Source organism: Lactobacillus amylovorus DSM 20531 (genome assembly GCF_002706375.1).
In the GTDB taxonomy this organism is placed as follows: domain Bacteria; phylum Bacillota; class Bacilli; order Lactobacillales; family Lactobacillaceae; genus Lactobacillus; species Lactobacillus amylovorus.
Genome location: NZ_CP017706.1, coordinates 470,951 through 491,452 on the forward strand (window position 1 = coordinate 470,951; position 20,502 = coordinate 491,452).

A 20,502-nucleotide genomic window follows, 5' to 3' on the forward strand; every position below is an offset into this window, starting at 1 on the left:
TAAACCTCTACTTAAACTGGACTTCTACTACTTCATCACCATGTTTTACAGTAGAACCTGCTTTAATTGGACTAGCTTTTTTAATTCTACCTGGTTGAGTGTAGAAGGTAACGATCGTATCCTTGTAGCCATTCTTAAGAGCCAAATCACGATCAAATTCTAGTAATAAGTTGCCCTTCTTGACTTCTTGTCCATCATCATAATACGTTTCAAAGCCTTCACCACGCAAGTTTACTGTTCCAAGAACAACGTGGACGACTACTTGCAAGCCATTATCTGAGATAATCTCAAAGGCGTGTTTTGTACCAAAGGTAAATCTAATCTTACCATCGAATGGTGCATAGATCTTGCCGGCACTTGGTTTGATTGCGAATCCCTTTCCTGGGAATGGCTTACCATCTTCGTCGACGACGGAGGACATTTGCATCACCATCGGCTGGTGCGTAAATCTTTTGCTGTCTAGGTCTTGCTTTAGTTGAATCATCTTTTTCGATTTCACCTTCAGCAAGCTTAGTCTTCAATTCTTCAACAACTTCGGCGTGTTTCTTTTCGGTCAAAGTTACTTTGCTTAAGAACACGATGATTGAAATCACAGCTAAGATTAAAGGAATATATAAGGCCATTGTATTAAAAGTGCTGATATCGTGTGCTGTCATGTCGGCAGCAGTTGCGGCACCTGTCATACCAGCTGCAATAGCTACATATCCAACCAAAGCATTAGAAACAGCACCAGTGAATTTATCGATCATTGGACGAACTGCCAAAACGACGGCCTCGTTTCTTTGACCACTCTTAAGCTGACCATATTCAATCGCATCAGTTAAGGTCAAAACAGTTACTAATTGAGCAAAGTTGATGTTGAATAAAACCAACCCTAAGTCCATTAACACAACATTATCACGACAGAAAATGAATAAAAGATAAGCACAGATCATGCAAGTTTGACCTGCAACAAACAACCATTTTCTTGGAATGTACCTATTTAAAACTGAATAATGGACTGACACAGAACCCTACAATCGTTGCAGCAAGCCCTACAACCCAGAATTCGCCTGGTTTACCAATGACAAACTTGTACAGATAGAACAAAACCCCGTTAGTAATAGTGTTAGCAAGTGAAAAGACTAAGTAGGCTAAACTTGGCCAAAGAATTTGATCGTTATGGAAAATAGAACTGAAGACTTGAGGCAAAGTAGTTTTCTGCTTGGCTGAATTTCTAATTAAATTGTGCTTTTCTTTAGTACCTAAGCAAACAATAATGGCACAAACAATTGCTAAAGCTGAAATTACAGCCGCAAAGGCAAGCCAACCTGGTGCGCCTTCTTCATGTTTACCAGTAACTGCATAAGTTACCCCAGTTACTAAAGGAACAACGATAATTGCTAAACCGTTCCAACCAATAGCACCTGAAAAGGCACCCAATGAAGTATAAATACCACGCTCATGTGAATCTTCACTTAAAGTCGGAACCATACCCCAATATGAAACATCGGATAATGAATAGAAGATATCAAAGCCGATGTAGATAATTACGAATAAGATAGCGAAAAGAATCCAATTGCTTTGCGCCAAGCCAAAGATTCCAGTAAATAAAATTAATAATAATACTGCACTAACTACAGTACCCAAGAAAATCCATGGCTTAAACTTTCCCATCTTGTTTTGGTATTATCAACTATGTTGCCCAAGATTGGGTCAATAACCAACTCGACAATTCTAATCACTACCATTAAGCCAGTGATTAAACCAATCAATTTATCAGCTACTGATTGCTCTAGCCCACTGAACATTCCGCTAGTAATAAAAATAATAAAGTATGTACTCATTACACCATAAAAAGCTGCGTGTCCTAAGTTACCCAGACAGAATGATGCATAGGAAATTATTTGTTTCCCTGAATTTTTATGACCGTTTGTCATAATGCTTCCTACTAAATTGTTATTATCTGTAATCGTTTACATTTATGAGTATACGCTTACTATCAGTTTTGGTAAATTATTTATTTAATATAACTAAATTACTTACTTATAGTAAAAATAAAAGAGAATGCTATGCCTCAGCATTCTCTTTTCAAAATATTCAAAATAAAAAATTTTTATTTACTAAAAAATTTACTCACCTTTAGGAATAAAGCTTTTACGTACCACTAAGTTAGTGTTCATATTCACATCAATATGCGCACGATCAGGTTGAATAATTAAATTGGTCAGCATAGTTAAAGCTAAATCAATCATTTCCTGCTGGTTGATGTTGTAAGAAGAAAGTGGTGGTGATAAGTACTTCACTACATTACTGTTATTGATACTCAAGATTGCGGTATCTTTTGGTACGTTAATATTTTCTTCGTTAAAGGCTTGTAAAACACCGACTGCTAATGTATCAGAAGCAATTAAAAATGCATCTGGTAAATTGTTCTTGCACTTCTTTATTACTTCTTTGCCAAGCTTATAACCATTTTCAACGCTGAATGGTCCTGAAACGAACATGTTGCTGTCATCTTTTCCGCGAACCTTCATATATTCCGCAAAGGCAACGGAACGTGGATCATTTTCTTGAATATGATCATGCTTAGGGCCAACACCACCAATAAAACCAATCGATTCATAGCTGTTTTTAATAAACAAATCAATAGCATTCTTAACTGTTAAAGTTAAGTTAGGTCTAATTGAATCGAACAATTCGGGAGCTGGATTAGTATCAACAAACACCCCATTTGGTAAAACTTCGTGCAATTTTACCAACTCAGCATTTTCGATTGGCGCTGCTCCTACTCCAATAAAACCTTGGAACAATGAGGCATTTTCAATTAAGTCAGCCGCATTATAAAAGGTCTTCATCTTCATTGATTCTTGCTTAACGGTTTCTACCAAGGCTTGCTTTAAAGAAGTAAAATACTCATCTTGCAACTGTTCTTTATGGTTAGTGCGGTAAAGAAGCGCAATTGTAGGCTTAATTTCCTTTTCTTGGTGGTCTTTCCAATAACCAAGCTTATTAGCAATTTCTAAAATTTTATTTTTGGTATCTGCAGTAATTGATAAGTTAGGATCATTATTGAGCAACCGCGAAACAGTCGCAGAAGAATACCCCGACTTTTGTGCAATTTCTTTAATAGTTGTCATAATTATTTCTTTTCCATTTACTAATATTCCTGTCCTTATTATACAAAATATTTACTTAATTCCAATAAAGACCAATTTTATTCAAAAATATTTTTTCGATATTTGTCAATCAATTTATTTACTTTTAATTACTAAATTATTTATTTATTTGATAAATTATTTAATTTAGTGTTATAATAAAACCGTTTTCAAAATATATTTTTTTATAGAAACTAGGTCTTATCATGAAAGCAAATATCAAATGGCTTGATGATCCCGAAGTATTCAGGATTAATCAACTGCCAGCTCACAGTGATCATCCCTTTTACAAAGATTACCGTGAATGGCAAAACCACAGCAGCAGTTTTAAACAAAGCCTCAACGGTGCCTGGCAGTTTCATTTTTCAAAAGATCCTCAAAGCCGGCCCATTGATTTTTACAAACGCAGCTTTGACTCATCTTCCTTTGACACCATCCCCGTTCCTAGTGAAATTGAATTAAACGGCTACGCCCAAAATCAATACACTAACATTCTGTATCCCTGGGAAAGCAAAATCTATCGTAAACCTGCCTACACCCTGGGGCGCGGCATCAAGGATGGCGATTTTAGTCAAGGAAAAGACAACACAGTCGGTTCATATCTTAAACACTTTGACTTAAATCCTGCTTTAGCCGGCCATGACATCCATATTCAATTCGAAGGCGTTGAACGGGCCATGTATGTCTATCTCAACGGTCACTTCATCGGTTACGCCGAAGATAGTTTCACACCTTCCGAATTCGATCTTACACCTTACATTCAAGCAAAAGACAACATCTTAGCTATCGAAGTCTTCAAACACAGCACTGCTTCCTGGCTAGAAGATCAAGATATGTTTAGATTCTCCGGTATTTTTCGTTCAGTTGAACTCTTAGCCTTACCTCGGACTCATCTAATGGATCTAGATATCAAACCAACTGTTGTTAATGATTACCATGACGGTGTCTTCAACGCTAAATTGCACTTTATGGGTAAAACCAGTGGCAATGTCCACGTCTTAGTTGAAGACATCGATTGCAAAACTTTGCTTAATAAAAAGTTGCCACTTAAATCAACCGTTGAAATTGAAAACGAAACTTTTGCCAATGTTCACCTATGGGACAACCATGACCCATACCTTTATCAATTAATCATTGAAGTTCATGACCAAGATGGCAAATTAGTTGAACTTATTCCTTACCAATTTGGTTTTAGAAAAATTGAAATTACCAAGGATCATGTGGTTTTGCTTAACGGCAAAAGATTAATCATCAACGGCGTTAATCGTCACGAATGGGATGCTAAGCGTGGCCGCAGCATTACCCTAGCCGACATGAAGCAAGACATTGCTACCTTTAAACATAACAACATCAATGCCGTTAGAACCTGCCACTATCCAAATCAAATTCCTTGGTACTATCTCTGCGATCAAAACGGAATTTACATGATGGCGGAAAACAATTTGGAGTCCCACGGCACCTGGCAAAAGTTAGGCCAAGTTGAAGCTACTTCCAATGTACCCGGCAGCATCCCCGAATGGCGTGAAGTCGTCGTCGACCGTGCCCGCAGCAATTATGAAACCTTCAAGAATCACACTGCAATCTTATTCTGGTCACTTGGCAACGAATCATATGCCGGCAGCAACATCGCCGCTATGAACAAATTCTACAAAGATCAGGATTCTTCTCGCCTCACCCACTACGAAGGCGTCTTCCATGCACCAGAATTTAAGAAAGAAATCTCAGACCTTGAAAGCTGTATGTATTTGCCACCTAAAGAGGCAGAAGAATATCTCCAAAATCCTAAAAAGCCACTTGTCGAATGTGAATACATGCACGACATGTGCAACTCCGACGGTGGCATGGGCTCTTACATCAAGCTAATTGATAAATACCCTCAGTACATGGGCGGCTTTATCTGGGACTTCATCGATCAGGCTCTGCTTGTACATGATCCAGTCAGCGGACAGGACGTATTGCGTTACGGTGGCGACTTTGATGATCGTCACTCCGATTATGAATTCTCTGGCGACGGTTTAATGTTCGCAGACCGCACACCCAAACCAGCAATGCAGGAGGTTAGATACTACTATGGCTTACACAAATAATTTACACGTCGTTTATGGCGAAGCTAGTTTAGGAGTTAATGGTCAAGATTTCGCCTATTTATTCAGCTACGAGCGTGGTGGCCTTGAATCTTTGAAAATCAAGGACAAAGAATGGCTTTACCGCACGCCTACACCAACTTTTTGGCGGGCGACCACCGATAACGATCGCGGTAGCGGCTTTAATCAAAAAGCAGCCCAATGGCTAGGAGCTGACATGTTCACTAAATGTGTGGGTATTCACGTTCAAGTTGACGATCACCAATTCGACGAATTGCCTGTCGCTCCAATCAATAATCAATTTAGCAATCAGGAATTCGCCCATGAAGTAAAAGTGGCTTTTGACTACGAAACTTTAACTACTCCTGCAATCAAAGTCAAAATCATTTACAATATTAATGATGCTGGTCACATGACGATTACCATGCATTATTTTGGTAAAAAAGGCTTGCCGCCTTTGCCTGTTATCGGAATGAGATTCATTATGCCAACCAAGGCTAAAAGTTTTGACTATACTGGCTTGTCTGGTGAAACCTACCCTGACAGAATGGCTGGAGCAGAACGCGGAACTTTCCACATTGACGGCTTGCCAGTTACTAAGTATCTTGTACCACAGGAAAACGGAATGCACATGCAGACTAATGAATTAGTCATCACCCGTAATTCTACGCAAAACAATGCGGACAAAGATGGCGACTTTAGTTTAAAGATTACGCAAACTAAGCAGCCATTTAACTTCAGTTTACTGCCATACACTGCAGAAGAATTAGAAAATGCTACCCATATTGAAGAGTTGCCATTGGCTCGTAGAAGCGTATTGGTAATCGCGGGAGCTGTTCGCGGTGTAGGCGGCATCGACAGCTGGGGCTCCGATGTAGAAGAGCAATACCACATCGATCCTGAGCAAGATCATGAATTCTCATTTACGCTAAATTAATTTAAAGAATTTATTTTAAATTAGTAAATAATTTACTAAATAATGTGTTATAATGTAATCGACTTAAGTAAAGATTAATAACCAATTAAAAAAGGAGTAAACATGAAAGTTTTAGTTATCGGCGGTGCCGGCTATATCGGCTCACACGCTGTTCGTGAATTAGTTAAGGAAGGCAACGATGTCGTTGTTCTTGATGCTTTGTACACCGGTCACAGAAAAGCCGTTGATCCCAAGGCCAAGTTTTACCAAGGTGATATCGAAGATACCTTCTTAGTTTCAAAGATTTTACGTGATGAAAAGATCGATGCTGTTATGCACTTTGCTGCATATTCATTGGTACCTGAATCAGTTAAGAAACCACTTAAGTACTACGACAACAACGTTGCTGGAATGATTTCACTTTTGAAAGCAATGAATGACGCTGGTACTAAGTACTTAGTCTTCTCAAGTTCAGCCGCTACCTACGGCATCCCTAAGAAGTTGCCAATCACAGAAGACACCCCACTTAACCCAATCAACCCATACGGTGAAACCAAGATGATGATGGAAAAGATCATGGCTTGGGCCGACAAGGCTGACGGCATTAAGTACACTGCTCTTCGCTACTTCAACGTTGCTGGTGCTTCAAGCGACGGTACAATCGGTGAAGACCACGCTCCAGAAACTCACCTTATTCCAAACATTTTGAAGAGTGCTATTTCTGGTGACGGCAAGTTTACCATCTTCGGTGATGACTACAACACTAAAGACGGTACTAATGTCCGTGACTACGTTCAAGTTGAAGACTTAATTGACGCTCACATCTTAGCTTTAAAGCACATGATGAAGATCAACAAGTCAGATGTCTTTAACTTGGGTACTGCTCACGGCTACTCAAACCTTGAAATTTTGGAAAGTGCTAAGAAAGTTACCGGTATCGACATCCCTTACACTATGGGACCACGTCGTGGCGGTGACCCTGACTCACTTGTTGCCGACTCAACTAAGGCAAGAACCATTTTAGGCTGGAAGCCAAAGCACGAAAATGTCGACGATGTAATCGCAACCGCTTGGAAGTGGCACAAGAGTCACCCAAAGGGCTACGAAGACAAGTAATAAAGTAAATTAAAATAAAATCTAACCCTATCTTTTTAACTATTTCTATTTTCTATTATCCATTTACACGCTAGAAGTTCTAGCGTGTTTTTTGTTTTTGAAATGAAAAGTCGAAGGCTTTACCTTCTTGTTGGCTCCATATTTTTTCAGATTCATCGTCATAAACATGATTCCGGACTTTCTTTTTACCTCTTAAATGCGTTCTCAGCATGCCAAATACACTCTTCATGTGTCCGAAAATTGGTTCCACATCTGACTTTCGACAGCCATAGATGCGTTTGCCTTCTTCGCTTTGAAGAGTCTCTTTTGCTTTTTCTTTTAAATACTGCCAGTTGGGATTGTAGTGAATCTGTCTTTGCCGGCCTGTTTTGGTTTTAGCCAATTGAGTCAGTTCTTCTGTTAATTGAAATTCATCGGCTTCATAGATCTTAAAGTTTCTAACCATGCCGGTAGCTCGATCTTTTCTCTGACTATAACATTTGAAGTTGAAACGGACGCCGGATTTATCTATATAATAGTCGTCTTTTTCGTTATAGTACCAATTGGCAATCTTGGTTGGGTCTTTCTTATACTTCCAAGTTTGTTATTTGTCGTATAAAGAGTAAGGGATTTGATAGTTCTTATCCGAATATTTCTCTTCTAGTAACGTGTAATTGTACTCGCTGCCATAGCCCGCATCAGCCACGATGTTTTGAAACTTGTCGAGAATTCCTCTAGACTCCATCTGCTCTAAAAACGGTTCTAATGTTCTGAAGTCAGTTGGGTTAGGGAATAGGTCAAAATCAACTACATATTGATTAGTAGTTGCCGCTTGAATATTATAGCCCAGCTTTAACTGGCCATTTCTCATATGATCTTCTTTCATATGCATGAAGGTGGCATCATGATCTGTTTTAGAATAACTATTCCGGCCAGCAAAGATCTCTTCAGCTTCTTCATACTTTTTAGCACGCGGAATAAAATCTTTGCGAAGTTTATGCAAGATCTTCTTTAATCCGCGACGTTTGACTTTATTCTGCGATCCACCCGGGATAATTTTAGGTTCCTTTTCGATCTCTTCCGATATCTTCTCGATTTCTTTTTCTGTTTCTTGAGCTAGGATCTCCAGCACTTGACTAGTTTGGGCTTCTTCTTCTGCCATGACTTTGACAACTTCTTTATTGATCAGCTCATCATACAAGGCAGACACATCTTCTTTTAACTTGGCATGGTACTTTTCGACCGCCTTTTTCCAAACAAAAGTATACTTGTTGGCATCCGCCTCGATCTTAGTACCATCAATAAAAACAGCACTTTCGCGGATTAATCCTTCATCTTCTAATAGTGAAGCAAAGTAGACGAAGCATTGTTTAATTACGTCATTAGCGTGGTTGCTTGATCTAAAGTTATTGATCGTGTGATAAGAAATATGTCTATTGCCAGCCAGGATAATCATCGGCAGATTTTCTTCTAGCATTCTTTCAATTTTTCTGCCTGAAAAAACTCTTCTAGAATAAGCAAAGAGCAAGATCTTAAGCATCATTGCTGGGTGATATGCTGGCCTGCCAGTATTAGAAGTTGTTTCCAAGATAACTTCATCTGAACAGAATCGACAAAATCACTGATAACATTAGCTATGTGATTGTCAGGAATAGAAAAATCTAAATTTAATGATAAAGTAGTTTGTCCTGTGATATAATTTTGATACATGTTGAAAGCCCACTTTCTATTGTTTTTTTGTGGTGATTAAATAATATCAAGGAATGGGTTTAAAGTATACAAAAAGAGCGATGACTTCTTATGAAGTTCATCGCTTTTTTCATGACCTGGAAATTAGTTTTTTCCCAGACACTTCGTTTACTCTCGATTACTTATCAGTTGCGTAATCAGAAATCTTCAATTCAGTGTCAGTAGAACTAACCAAAAACTTAGGATCTTGAGTAGCCTTACTATAATGACGAACGTTCATGCTCAATCTACGATTGTGATCGCTAAAACGAATAGTAATCAGATAGTTATATTGAGGCGTGTAAACATCATTTGCATTATAAGCTACACGGTACACTTTTCTAGCTTCTGCTTCAGTTAATTGGTTAACGTTTTTAACATGAACCTTCGCACCGTCTAAGTCGTTAGTCTTTTGTTGCAAGCTCCAAACTGCGAGCTTAACTGCAGCAATCGTTGAAGTATTCGATTTTTCAACATCTTGAGCTAACTTAAGTTGAGTATCATAAGCTTCACGTTTATTACGACTAGTTAAGCGATATGCGTCACTCTTTTCAACATCTGTATGCTTATCGATTTCATTTTGTAAAGCTTGCTTGTCACCAACTGTTGCGGTCTTGCTATCTTGTTCAGCTTCCTCAGGAGTATTTACTGGCTTTAATTCAAGACCACTAACCTTGACATCGCTTTGCTTAACGAAACCATCGCCAACAAATTTATGAGCTTTGCCTATAGTGTAAACATCCCCTTCTGGGGCCATTACGTATTGACTACTAATGTGGTAGAACAATTCTGCCTTTTTCTCACTTGGAACCCAGATGTACATCAAGCGATCTACATTAATCTGTCTTTCTGCATTAGTTGCGGCATGTGGAACAACGACATCAGAAGGCGTACCGTTGATTGTGTAGATTGGCATGTCAGCTGGTTGGGTATATTCAGCAAAAGTGTAGTGGAGATCATCATAGTTAACTGCCTTCATTGCCTTACGTGGAGTAACATCCAATGATGACAAGTAAGCATCCTTTTCACCCTTAATTCTATAAAATGGAACAGCTGAATCATCATTGAATGCAGCAAAATCATCTGAACCACTTGCTGGTGTGTAAATAAATTGATCTACCCTAACCTTTTGTCCCTTTTTGTATTGGGTATCGTTGGCATAGCCGTCTTTGGTGTAGCTGTGAGTTTTATCTGCTTTCACTGTTACATAAGTTTCGTCAACATATTGAATTTTGCCATTAACTACTCCCACATTAGCTGCCTTGACATATTGATTCTTGCCAATGCGGTAGTACTTTTTACCCTTGATTGTCTTTGTATTGTAAAAAAGGATTGGAAGATTTTTCTTTAAAGTTGGTACCTTAACACGCTTGCCCTTGTTGTTATAAACGTAGGAATTGTAATTGAGTAAAAGAGTGTTCTTGTTGTCAATCTTGGCAACCGCATCTGCTCTTACATAAGTGTTTTTGCCAACACGGTAATACTTCTTACCCTTGATTGTTACTAAACCGCTCAAGCGTGGCAAAGTAGTGTTCTTCTTAACAAAGCCACTTAATTCTTTACCATTACCATTGTAGCGAAAGTTATCAAATTGATTGGTAGTAATCGTCTTCTTACTTACCTTAGCGGCTTGAACGACTGATGGATTATTGCTTAAAACTGTGGCAGCTGGGCTCAATGCCATTAAAGTAGCTGCGGAAATTAATGTAATTTTGTTTCTTAGTTTCATTTTTTGCCTCGTATTTTGCTTATCCTTTGATAAATTTCATTAAGTAAAGTATATTCTTTTTTCATTAATAATCACAATAATCAGCTTTGAAGTCAAAAAAATAAATCTACTGAAATCTCAGTAGATTTATTTGCTATCTATTCTTTTCCATCATCTGTCACAAACAAAGCAACGATGAAACCAATAATCGTCAACATAATGGTAAAGTACATACCATAATGAACACCATTAGTGAACTTGAAAGCAGCTGAGCCACTCACCGCATTTCTACCTATTGTTAAAAAACTAGTAGCAAGTGCGGTAGCCAAGGCTCCGACAATCTGTTGCATAGTGTTAAGAATTGCAGAACCATCGGCAGATTCAAGGCCCTTAAGAGAGTTCAAAGCTGAGGTTTGTGATGGTGACATTGCAAGCGGTGCACCGATCATCAAGATAATATGAGCTAAGATTACATACCAGATAGCACTGTGTGTTGTAACTATGCTAAGCATTAGAGCACCAATGAAAGCAATGATAAAACCGATTCGTGCAGGCCACTTTGCACCAAAGCTGTCATACATTCTTCCGGCTAAGGCAGAAGTTACTGCGTTAATAATCCCACCTGGGAGCATGATAATACCGGTCAAAGCTACGGCAACAAGCAAACCATTCTGTAAATATTGAGGCAATAGATACATGGCTGACAAAATAATACCGAAATCAACCATGACTAGAATTGCACCTAAGGTAAAGTTACGGTGTCTGAACACGCGCATGTTTAAAACAAGAATCTCAAGTTTTAACTGACGTCTTACGTAGAAAATTAAAGCGATGATACCAATGATTAAGCATGCAAGAACTTGAACAGAAAGCCAGCCTAATTCACTAGCCAAACTTGCACCGGCGATTAAACCTTAAAATGCAATGATTGACAAAATAATTGAAATAAAGTCAACTTTTGGCTTAGTAATTTGGTTAACATTTTTCAAACTAAACAAGCCAATTACAAAAGCAATTACTAAAAATACAACAAAAGTAAAGAAAATATCGCGCCATTAACCAGCTGCTAGAATCAATCCAGTAAGAGTTGGCCCAATTGCTGGCGCAAACATAATTACCAAAGCAAGAATACCGTTGACTGTTCCCAACTTATTAGGTGGGAAAATCAACATCGCGATAGTAAACATCAACGGCAAGATGATTCCAGTTCCGATACCCTGAATCATTCTACCAATTAAAACCATTGGGAAATTAATTCCAAAACCTGAAATCAGCGATCCAATAATAAAGGCAGCGAGGCCAAATAAAACTAGCTTTTTGGTCGTAAACCACTTAGTAAACAAACTTGAAAGTGGCAGGATTATCCCGATTACGAGCATGTAGCCGGTAACCAGCCATTGAATTGAAGACTGCCCAACTTGAAGAGCCTTCATCAACTGTGGTAAGGCAATGTTAAGTGAAGTTTCACTGAACATTCCTACAAATGATCCTATCATTAATGGGAGAATTGCAAGCCAAGGACGTTTAGCATCAACTCGAGCTTTCATTCCACTTTGTGCATTATCCATTAATTCGTATTCCTCCTTTTTTATTGCAACGTTGATTACTTTACCAGAAAAAATTTTTTCTCGTAAGTAAAAATTTTTGAAACAACAAAAAACTTTCGAAATCCAATCGATCTCGAAAGTTTTTGTTTATATTCAGTTTTTAAATTAGTACTGCAAATCGCTAAATTGCTTATTTGAGTTTTGCTTAGCCAAATCTCTAGTCTTCCAGTATACAGCATTAGTTGTACCTTTGGAGTTAGCTGAAACAATCACATCTTGACCATTTTCGGTATGACGAGCTAAGTAAGTGCTACCTTGACCAGGTTCTTGACCCATATTAGTGAAACTGTAGAAGTTAATGCCATTCATGGTAGTTTGCTTCATGTAGCCTGATAATGAATCAGATGAACTATTGGTATTATCCTTCTTAACGTTCATGCTAAAGCCGGCTTCATCGTTGATCTTGTTGCCTGTAACAGTCAAAGTATCGATATTGCCATTACCAGTATCAGCAGTGTACCAAGTACCTTGAAGAGCTGCTGGAATTACGCTATTTACATTAGCAGTATCCTTAGTTGTAGCACCATCGCCTTCAAGTTTAGCATTTAATTCAGCGTTTTTAGCTAATTGGTTAACTAAATCTGCATCATTTTTATCATTTAGGTAGTTTACAATGTCAGATAAGCTAGCTGTGCCAACATTACGTTGCTTTACAAAAATAGTGATTTGCTTATTAGCACCATCGCCGCTAAGCATATAACGAGCGTTACTGCTCTTGCCTGTACCACTAACTTCGTAAACATAGCCGCTATTGTCTGAAGTAATACCAGTTTCAGCCTTGCTTCTAAAAGCTACGCTCAAATGATTTTGCTTAGCAGCATTTACTGCGATCTCCCAGGTATCACCATACTTTTGTGAAGCATAAACCGCAATTGCACTAGCGGTAGTCTTGTAGTCCATGTTTTCTGCAGAGAGCTTATCTGAATCACTGCTCTTCGAACTAGAGTCTGATGAGGTATTGCTGTTGTTTGAGCTCTTCTTAGAAACTTGACCGCTCTTAGATTGTTCTGATTGTGTATTTCCTTGTGTACTTTGTGAGCATCCTGCCAAAGTTAAAGCGGCTGAGATTGCCACAAGTACGGTTAATTTGCGTTTCAAAAGGATTCTTCCCTTCTATAAAATCTATCTCTTTGACATAATACTATTATAAAAAAAGTAATAAGCCAATCTTTTATCAAAGATATTATAGAAAATTTACGAATTACCTGAGACTAGCAAATTTAGCGTCTACATTAGCTTTAGCTAGCTTAACAGACTTCCAGTAGCTACCGGTGCAACTGCCAGTATCAACGCTATATGTCGCTACAGCCTTATTTTTGCCTTTCTTTTGAACGGTATATAGCCAGCCAAAGTTTTGGGCATTCAAAGCCTGAACGTGATAACAATCAATCCCATTGATATTTTCTATTCTGGCTCTAGCCCATCTTCTAGTTTGTTCAAATGACGTTGGTGCAAAACTACCAGAGATCTTATGGATCTCCCCGCCATTAATGCTATGAGCATCGATCACCAGCTTTTTACCTCGACGGTTGTACCAGGTGCCGCGCAAGTGTTTTGGAACTGTAGCGAGACCATTATCGCCTTTAACACCATATTTATCAGAAGTAATTGACGCTCCCATAGTCGTATAAGCAGCCAGTTTTTTGACATTTTTTATCTCGTTTTTGTCGTTTAAATATGACACAAGCTCATTTAAACTTGCACTACCTATTTTTTTGCGGTTATAAAAATTAACGGTGCTGCCTTCCAAGATGTAAAAAGTATCCGGTTCTTTGCCATTACCGCTAACCTGATAGATATAACCCTTATCCTTAATGTATCTAAAAGCAGTAGCACTCTTTACGGCAACGCTTAAGCCATTTTTATTGGCAGCTTGATAAGTCTTCTGCCAGGCCTTTTTATATTTCAATGCACCATAAACCGTGATCGCACTTGCTTTTTCAGAATCAGATAAATCTTGGGCAACTAATTTTTTTGGAGCCTGTTTTTGAGTGCTAGAAACTCTGCCATTATCTTTATTATCAGTATGAGAATTTTGGCTACATGCCGTTAATCCTAAAACGGCAGCAGTTAAACACATGAATGTTAATATTCTTCTACTCATCAAAAAAGACTCCAAATTCTAATTGCAACACAAAAATATCCCTAAACTTATTAGGGATATTATTACCTTTATTTCTAAATATTATATAGCATATTTGCCCGTTTGACATTGCTCAAACTTTAAAAATTAATAAAAAATCCTCGCACAGAGCGAGGATTCTTACTTGATAATCTACTAAATTACCAATTCATGTAACGTTGACGTTCCCAATCTGAAACAGATTGTGAGTACTTGGACCATTCTAATTCTTTTGATTCGATAAAGCTGTGAGTTAAGTGTTCACCCAAAGCGCTCTTGATTAAGTCATCAGCCTTAAATGCCTTAATTGCGTTGTGAAGAGTAGTTGGAAGTGGCTTGATGCCATGTTCTGCTCTTTCTTCTTCTGACATTTCAAAGATGTTTTCTTCAACTGGCTTCATTGGCATCTTTTGTTCCTTGATACCATTAAGACCAGCAGTCAAACATGCAGCAAGCAACAAGTATGGGTTAGCAGTTGGGTCAGCTGAACGCATTTCCAAACGGGTGTTAATTTCACCAGCACTTGGAATACGAACAAGTGGTGAACGGTTCTTAGCAGCCCAAGCAATGTAGCAAGGTGCTTCAAAACCAGGAATCAAACGCTTGTATGAGTTAACAGTTGGGTTACCAATTGCAGTAATTGCACGAGCATGTTCCAAAATACCGTTCAAGAAGTAAAGTGCAGTGTTTGAAAGGTGGAATTCACCATCTTTGTCGTAGAAGACATTGTGCTTGTTCTTGAAGAGTGACATGTTGTTGTGCATACCGTTTCCGGCTTGACCTTCAACAGGCTTAGCCATAAATGTAGCAAACAAACCATGCTTTCTAGCAATGTGACGAGCAACCATCTTAAAGGTTTGGCATCTGTCAGCAGTAGTTAAAGCATCATCGAATCTAAAGTCGATTTCTTGTTGACCATCACCAACTTCGTGGTGAGCAGCTTCAACTTCGAAACCAATTTCTTCCAAAGTTTCAACGATTTCACGACGGCAACGTGCACCTTCGTCATCTGAAGTCATGTCAAAGTATGATGCGTGGTCTGGAACTTCAGTAGTCCAGTTACCATTTTCATCTAACTTGAAGAGGTGGAATTCCATTTCAAAGCCGATATCAAAGGTATCGAAACCAGCTTCTTTCATTTCACCAAGAACACGCTTCAAGTTGTTTCTCGGATCACCTGCAAATAGCTTACCATCAGTCGTGTGAACTGAACAAATCAAACGACCAATCTTGCCACCGTGTTCGTCACCCCATGGCAATACTGACCAAGTTGATAAGTCAGGGTATAAAACCATGTCACTTTCTTCAAGACGAACAAAGCCGTCAATTGAAGAACCGTCAAAACGAATATCATTAGTCAACACTTTATCCAATTGACTAGTTGGTACTTCAACAGCCTTTTCAGTACCGTTAATATCAGTGAAGCATAAACGTAAAAATCTTACGTCTTTGTCTGCTACTTCTTTTCTAATTTCTTCTGTAGTATATTGTTTACTCATAGCTTTTCCACCTATTAAAAACAAAAAACATTAAATTGGTATGGTCCTATGATTTGATTTTCATCTCCTAGAACTGTTTAATACAGTAGCAGATCAATTTAAAAAAGTCAAATTGGTCTAGTAATATTTTTTAACTTTTACTATTTGTTAAAAAATGTATCGCGAACCGCATTAATGATTGCGACCTTGTCATGAGCATAAGTCAAACCGCCTTGCATATATACTGCGTAAGGTGGTCTAATCGGACCATCTGCTGAGAATTCAATTGTTGAACCTGAAACGAAGTTACCAGCAGCCATAATAATCTTGTCTTCGTAGCCTTCCATGTGGACAGCTTCTGGAGTTACGAAGGAGTCGATTGGCGAGTTCTTTTGTACTTCTTGAACGAACTTCACCATCTTGTCTGGGTCATTGAAGATGATTGTTTCGATAATGTCACTCCGCTTTTCATCCCAGGCAGGCGTTACATTCATGCCCATCTTATCAAACAATGCAGCCGCAAAAATCATACCCTTTTCGGCCATACCAGTTACGTTAGGTGACAAGAAGAAGCCTTCATAGAAGTCATGCAAGTTGCCAATAGTAGCTCCTTCATCGGTACAGCCAGGTGCAGTCAAAGCGAGTTTAGCATTTTCTACTAAGTCCTTTTTACCCACGATGTAGCCACCGGTCTTGGCTAGACCACCGCCGGCATTCTTGATTAAAGAACCAGCCATTAAGTCGGCACCGTATTCAGTTGCTTCGTGCTTTTCAGAAAATTCACCGTAACAATTATCAATAAAGACAATACTCTTAGGACTTACCTTCTTAACAAAGGCAATCATTTCTTTAATTTGATCGATGGTGAAAGTCTTTCTAGTTGAGTAGCCACGTGAACGTTGAATAGCAACGATCTTGGGTTGATCACGCTTCAGAATCTTTTCTGCTTGATCATAGTCAACAGTATTTTCATCATTTAGTGGCACGTATGAAAACTTCACGCCCTTTTCAGCCAAAGTACCACGCTTATCAACGGTTAAGCCGATTACTTTTTGCAAAGTATCATAAGGTTGACCAGTTAAATAAGTTAAAGTATCGCCTGACTTCAAGTTACCGTTTAAAGCAACAAATAAAGTATGCGTACCTGAAACGAATTGTGGACGTACTAAAGCATCTTCAGTATCAAAAACTTGGGCATAAATCCGATCAAGCTTGTCACGGCCCATATCGTCATCACCATAGCCCGTAGAACCGCTTAAATCGGCTTCTGCGACGGCATTATCTTGGAAAGCTTTAAGTACCTTAGCTTGGTTAAAAACGATCTGATCTTCAATTTCTGCCAATTTAGGAGCAATTTGTTGATCAACTTCTTTGACAATCTTTTGTAGTTTTTCTGGTAAATTATTCATTTTTCCATTCCTCGACTTTTGCAATAATCTTTTGTTTACAATCAGGATCATTCAGCGGATCAAACCAAACGACGGGTAGTTGATTTCTAAAATAAGTTAATTGTCGTTTAGCATACCGCCTCGAAGCAGTTTTTAACTGCGTAACACAGCTGTCTAAATCTTCCTTGCCTTCGAAGTAAGGAAAGAATTCCTTGTAAGCAATCGCCTGCAAAATTTGATGCTCTTTAGCACGATTCTCATAAATGAATTTAGCTTCATCCAGCATCCCTTTTTGCATCATCTTGTCGACGCGCAAATTAATTCTGCGATAGATTTCCTGTCTATCAGAATTAAGGCCGATAATCAAATAATCATAGCGGGGGTCAATCTTCTTTTGTTGTTCCGAAAATTTCTTACCAGTACGATCAATTACGGTCAGTGCCCGCATCGTTCTACGTGAATTAGGCACCGGAATCTTCTTAGCTGCAGCCGGATCCTTTTCATTTAATACCTGCCACAGTTTTTCTGGGCCGTAGCGAGCGAGATAATCTTTCCATTTTTGCGACGTACCGCGATTTTCTTCTTGCTTTTCACCCAGCTGCATTTGGTTAAGCAAGGCATTGACATAAAAACCGGTACCTCCAGCTAAAATTGGCAATTTACCTTTAGCACTAATTTCTTTAATAGCTTTTTGGGCTTCGTCAACGAAATCTTTGACTGAAAATTCATCAAACACAGAGCGCGTATCTACTAGGTAATGTTTAACCTTGCTCTGTTCCTCTTTGGTTGCTTTGGCGGTACCAACTTCGACTTCTTGGTAAACTTGCATAGAGTCACCTGAGACGATCTCACCATTTAATTTCTGGGCTAAGGCAATAGCCAGATCAGTCTTGCCAATCGCGGTTGGGCCAACAATGGCTAATACTTTTTGCATATCATCACTTTCACAATCCATTTTTAAACGAAAAAACACATTTGAGCAGATTCTCCTCCCAAATGTGTTTTTCAAATTAATATTTAGACTTTTTAGTTCTGCCGTCCCAGGTCTCAAAACCACCCTTAAGCCAGTGGACTGAAACAAAGCCCTTTTTCTTCAAGAAACGGGCAGCTCTCAATGTGATTGTGTTTGAGTCTGAGTAAAGGTAAACCGGCAAATCACTTCTAAGTTCATTATATTGATACTTAAGCATCGTATATGGCAAGCTTCGCGCACCATCAATATGCTTGCGTTTAAAAGGCTCTTTTTCTCGCAGATCAATAATTTGTGCCTTACGCATGCCTTCTTTAAATTCTTCATTAGTCAATTCACCGCCGAGGGATTTGGCTTGAATCTTATTCCAGGCCCAAACACCACCGAAGACTAAAAGAATAACTAATAAAACAGTATCTAAGACAATTAAAAAACTCGACATAAAATCTAATCTGCCCTTTCATAAAAGTTTACAAATATAATGATACCGCTAAACTAATTTACTTGCTATTGTTTTTCTTATCTTTCTTTTTTTCATTGAGTTCTTCAATGCGATATTCTCTACGTAAAATAAGTTTAGCCATCATATAATCATGTTGATCGATCAAACCAGCCTTATTAATATTGTCGAGTTCTAAGGCCATTAGTTCAATGTCCCAGATTCTTTTACCAATATGAACCAAAATGCCATATTTCTCTAAAAGCTGCTGTACATCATATAAAGTCTTCATTGCTTTTCCTTAGAAGTTAATAATCATACCTGTTCTAACTGTCCAAACTACATAAAAAATTAGTACGGCACCAGCCAAAACACGCCACTTAGGATTGTAAGTCTTCATTACACGATCGCCTAAAATAACCGCTAATAAGAAACCGACAATCAAACCACCGAGGTGACCCCAAATATCGATGCCAGGGGCAAAAATATCAATCCCCAGGTTAATTAAGGCTAAAACGAAGGCCTGTCTACCTAAGAAACTGATCATTGGGTTATGAATATTGCGAAGTCCAATTGCAGTCATCGCACCAAAAAGACCAAACAAAGCAGTGGAAGCACCAGCGCTCAAACCGCGGTCGGAACTAAAGGCTAAACTCATTAGATTACCGCCAATACCGGCTAAAAGATAAGTCACTAAAAATCTAGCGTGACCCATAATCGGTTCAATATATTGCCCCATGTAGTAAATAATTACGGCGTTAGAAACCAAGTGCATTACACCAATATGCAAAAATTGGGCAGTAAATAAACGCCACCATTGGTTGCCAACCACTACGGCGTAGTTGCTCATGGCACCCATTTTCATCAATACGTTGGTATTTTCTGAACCGCCAAGGAATACTTCAGCCAAAAAGACGATCAATAATACTACTAAAATACCCATTGTCACAAATGCTTGCGACAGGTTGATTCTTCGATTCATTTAAAAATCCCCTTAAAATTCGTTATTTGGATATATTTTAATAGATTTTGTCAGTCGTCACAATCGTTTGAATTGGAATATCCGTTTTTTCTACTGGCCATTCTGAACTGGCAAACTGCATTGGCGAACTTACTAGTGAGACAGTCTTAGGATTATATTTAGCCAAAAAACGGTCATAATAACCGCCGCCAAAACCTAAACGAACATGTGAGTCTAACGCAAAAGCTAAACCAGGCACAATCACCAGATCAAGCTCGTTATTAACTTCGGTATCCCCATCAGCAATTTCTTCAACGCCAAATTTTGATTTCACCAGCTTGCTCATATAAGTGTAACGAAGAAAGTCCAATGTATGATCTTGGTCTGCTCTAGCCTTAGCTAAATAAACCTTTTTACCAGCTTCCCACAATCTGGCGATTAATTCTGACGTATCGACTTCAAAAGGCAGAGAAGCGGTCACGCCAATTGTTTGGCTATTTTTAATCAAGTCGGTCTCCATTAGCTTCTCTAACAGGATGCTATCTTCAGTCTCTTTTTCTTTTGTATTCGCGAATTCTTTTAATTTGTTGATTTGTTCTTTTCTTAATTCTGCTTTTTTCATTTTCTCGTCCAAAAATAAAAAAATAGCAGGCACTGAACCTGCTATTTTGGTTTATTACTTAGTTTCACGGTGAAGTGTTACTCGTCTTTCAACTGGGCAATACTTCTTCAAAGATAAACGTTCCGGATGCTTACGCTTGTTCTTCTTAGATAAGTAACTTCTATCGCCACATTCGGTGCATTCTAAAATGATGTTATCTGCCATTTCTTTCACCACCTACACTTTTATTCTGACTGTACTAGAATAG

15 protein-coding genes and 3 pseudogenes are annotated in these 20,502 nt (G+C 38.5%); 3 read left to right on the top strand and 15 right to left on the bottom strand.

What is annotated here, in order from left to right; translation table 11 throughout:
- Positions 1–7: 7 nt before the first annotated feature.
- Positions 8–1,919 (bottom strand): annotated as a pseudogene (locus LA20531_RS02445) (sugar MFS transporter).
- Positions 1,920–2,111: 192 nt separating this feature from the next.
- Complete coding sequence (locus LA20531_RS02450; protein ID WP_056940506.1) at positions 2,112–3,119, bottom strand: LacI family DNA-binding transcriptional regulator; 1,008 nt, start codon at positions 3,117–3,119, stop codon at positions 2,112–2,114.
- 224 nt (positions 3,120–3,343) lie between these two features.
- On the opposite strand from LA20531_RS02450, the gene LA20531_RS02455 reads away from it, so the two are divergent.
- From LA20531_RS02455 to galE, 3 genes are all read left to right on the top strand, one after another.
- Positions 3,344–5,224, top strand: coding sequence for a glycoside hydrolase family 2 TIM barrel-domain containing protein (locus LA20531_RS02455; RefSeq protein ID WP_056940507.1), 1,881 nt, complete (start codon positions 3,344–3,346; stop codon positions 5,222–5,224).
- Complete coding sequence (locus LA20531_RS02460; protein WP_056940508.1) at positions 5,208–6,158, top strand: beta-galactosidase small subunit; 951 nt, start codon at positions 5,208–5,210, stop codon at positions 6,156–6,158. Before LA20531_RS02455 ends, LA20531_RS02460 begins: the two co-directional genes overlap by 17 nt.
- Positions 6,159–6,260: 102 nt before the next feature.
- The gene (gene galE / locus LA20531_RS02465) at positions 6,261–7,253 is read left to right on the top strand and encodes a UDP-glucose 4-epimerase GalE (RefSeq protein ID WP_013438365.1); all 993 of its coding nucleotides are present in this window, start codon (positions 6,261–6,263) and stop codon (positions 7,251–7,253) included.
- A gap of 63 nt (positions 7,254–7,316) precedes the next feature.
- On the opposite strand, the pseudogene LA20531_RS02470 reads toward galE, so the two are convergent.
- The 13 genes and pseudogenes from LA20531_RS02470 to rpmG all read right to left on the bottom strand — a co-directional run bounded on the left by LA20531_RS02470 (position 7,317) and on the right by rpmG (position 20,459).
- A pseudogene (locus LA20531_RS02470) lies at positions 7,317–8,942 on the bottom strand (IS1182 family transposase).
- Positions 8,943–9,099: 157 nt separating this feature from the next.
- On the bottom strand, positions 9,100–10,689 hold the full coding sequence (locus LA20531_RS02475) for an SLAP domain-containing protein (protein ID WP_056939724.1): 1,590 nt from the start codon (positions 10,687–10,689) through the stop codon (positions 9,100–9,102).
- Positions 10,690–10,826: 137 nt separating this feature from the next.
- Positions 10,827–12,236: pseudogene (locus tag LA20531_RS02480) on the bottom strand (DHA2 family efflux MFS transporter permease subunit).
- Between the two features lie 144 nt (positions 12,237–12,380).
- A complete protein-coding gene (locus tag LA20531_RS02485) occupies positions 12,381–13,373 on the bottom strand; it encodes an LptM family lipoprotein (protein WP_056939725.1) in 993 nt (330 codons plus the stop codon).
- A gap of 103 nt (positions 13,374–13,476) precedes the next feature.
- The gene (locus tag LA20531_RS02490; RefSeq protein ID WP_056939726.1) at positions 13,477–14,379 is read right to left on the bottom strand and encodes a hypothetical protein; all 903 of its coding nucleotides are present in this window, start codon (positions 14,377–14,379) and stop codon (positions 13,477–13,479) included.
- 179 nt (positions 14,380–14,558) lie between these two features.
- Positions 14,559–15,896 (bottom strand): type I glutamate--ammonia ligase, encoded by a 1,338-nt coding sequence (glnA, locus tag LA20531_RS02495; RefSeq protein WP_056939727.1) that lies wholly within the window; start codon positions 15,894–15,896, stop codon positions 14,559–14,561.
- A 140-nt stretch (positions 15,897–16,036) separates the two neighbouring features.
- Entirely contained in the window at positions 16,037–17,284 is a 1,248-nt protein-coding gene (locus tag LA20531_RS02500) for a methionine gamma-lyase family protein (RefSeq protein WP_013642276.1), read from the bottom strand.
- The gene (miaA, locus tag LA20531_RS02505) at positions 17,277–18,197 is read right to left on the bottom strand and encodes a tRNA (adenosine(37)-N6)-dimethylallyltransferase MiaA (protein WP_056939773.1); all 921 of its coding nucleotides are present in this window, start codon (positions 18,195–18,197) and stop codon (positions 17,277–17,279) included. The genes LA20531_RS02500 and miaA overlap by 8 nt, the downstream gene beginning before the upstream one ends.
- Positions 18,198–18,273: 76 nt before the next feature.
- Complete coding sequence (locus LA20531_RS02510; RefSeq protein WP_013438375.1) at positions 18,274–18,675, bottom strand: rhodanese-like domain-containing protein; 402 nt, start codon at positions 18,673–18,675, stop codon at positions 18,274–18,276.
- Between the two features lie 58 nt (positions 18,676–18,733).
- Positions 18,734–18,964, bottom strand: a complete 231-nt coding sequence (locus LA20531_RS02515) for a YqgQ family protein (RefSeq protein WP_013438376.1) — start codon at positions 18,962–18,964, stop codon at positions 18,734–18,736.
- Positions 18,965–18,973: 9 nt separating this feature from the next.
- A complete protein-coding gene (locus tag LA20531_RS02520; RefSeq protein ID WP_056939728.1) occupies positions 18,974–19,654 on the bottom strand; it encodes a rhomboid family intramembrane serine protease in 681 nt (226 codons plus the stop codon).
- Between the two features lie 37 nt (positions 19,655–19,691).
- A complete protein-coding gene (locus LA20531_RS02525; RefSeq protein WP_056939774.1) occupies positions 19,692–20,255 on the bottom strand; it encodes a 5-formyltetrahydrofolate cyclo-ligase in 564 nt (187 codons plus the stop codon).
- Positions 20,256–20,309: 54 nt separating this feature from the next.
- Positions 20,310–20,459 carry a 50S ribosomal protein L33 gene (rpmG, locus tag LA20531_RS02530; protein WP_006351577.1) on the bottom strand — a complete coding sequence of 50 codons (150 nt, stop codon included), beginning with the start codon at positions 20,457–20,459 and terminating at the stop codon, positions 20,310–20,312.
- Positions 20,460–20,502: the final 43 nt, after the last annotated feature.

Excerpts from the sequence above, each read along its gene's own strand:
- LA20531_RS02490 (WP_056939726.1), bottom strand. The coding sequence starts at position 14,379 with ATGAGTAGAAGAATATTAACATTCATGTGTTTAACTGCTGCCGTTTTA.
- glnA (WP_056939727.1), bottom strand. The coding sequence starts at position 15,896 with ATGAGTAAACAATATACTACAGAAGAAATTAGAAAAGAAGTAGCAGAC.
- LA20531_RS02525 (WP_056939774.1), bottom strand. The coding sequence starts at position 20,255 with ATGAAAAAAGCAGAATTAAGAAAAGAACAAATCAACAAATTAAAAGAA.
- LA20531_RS02450 (WP_056940506.1), bottom strand. The coding sequence starts at position 3,119 with ATGACAACTATTAAAGAAATTGCACAAAAGTCGGGGTATTCTTCTGCG.
- LA20531_RS02520 (WP_056939728.1), bottom strand. The coding sequence starts at position 19,654 with ATGAATCGAAGAATCAACCTGTCGCAAGCATTTGTGACAATGGGTATT.
- LA20531_RS02510 (WP_013438375.1), bottom strand. The coding sequence starts at position 18,675 with ATGTCGAGTTTTTTAATTGTCTTAGATACTGTTTTATTAGTTATTCTT.
- LA20531_RS02460 (WP_056940508.1), top strand. The coding sequence starts at position 5,208 with ATGGCTTACACAAATAATTTACACGTCGTTTATGGCGAAGCTAGTTTA.
- galE (WP_013438365.1), top strand. The coding sequence starts at position 6,261 with ATGAAAGTTTTAGTTATCGGCGGTGCCGGCTATATCGGCTCACACGCT.
- LA20531_RS02515 (WP_013438376.1), bottom strand. The coding sequence starts at position 18,964 with ATGAAGACTTTATATGATGTACAGCAGCTTTTAGAGAAATATGGCATT.
- LA20531_RS02475 (WP_056939724.1), bottom strand. The coding sequence starts at position 10,689 with ATGAAACTAAGAAACAAAATTACATTAATTTCCGCAGCTACTTTAATG.
- rpmG (WP_006351577.1), bottom strand. The coding sequence starts at position 20,459 with ATGGCAGATAACATCATTTTAGAATGCACCGAATGTGGCGATAGAAGT.
- miaA (WP_056939773.1), bottom strand. The coding sequence starts at position 18,197 with ATGCAAAAAGTATTAGCCATTGTTGGCCCAACCGCGATTGGCAAGACT.
- LA20531_RS02455 (WP_056940507.1), top strand. The coding sequence starts at position 3,344 with ATGAAAGCAAATATCAAATGGCTTGATGATCCCGAAGTATTCAGGATT.
- LA20531_RS02500 (WP_013642276.1), bottom strand. The coding sequence starts at position 17,284 with ATGAATAATTTACCAGAAAAACTACAAAAGATTGTCAAAGAAGTTGAT.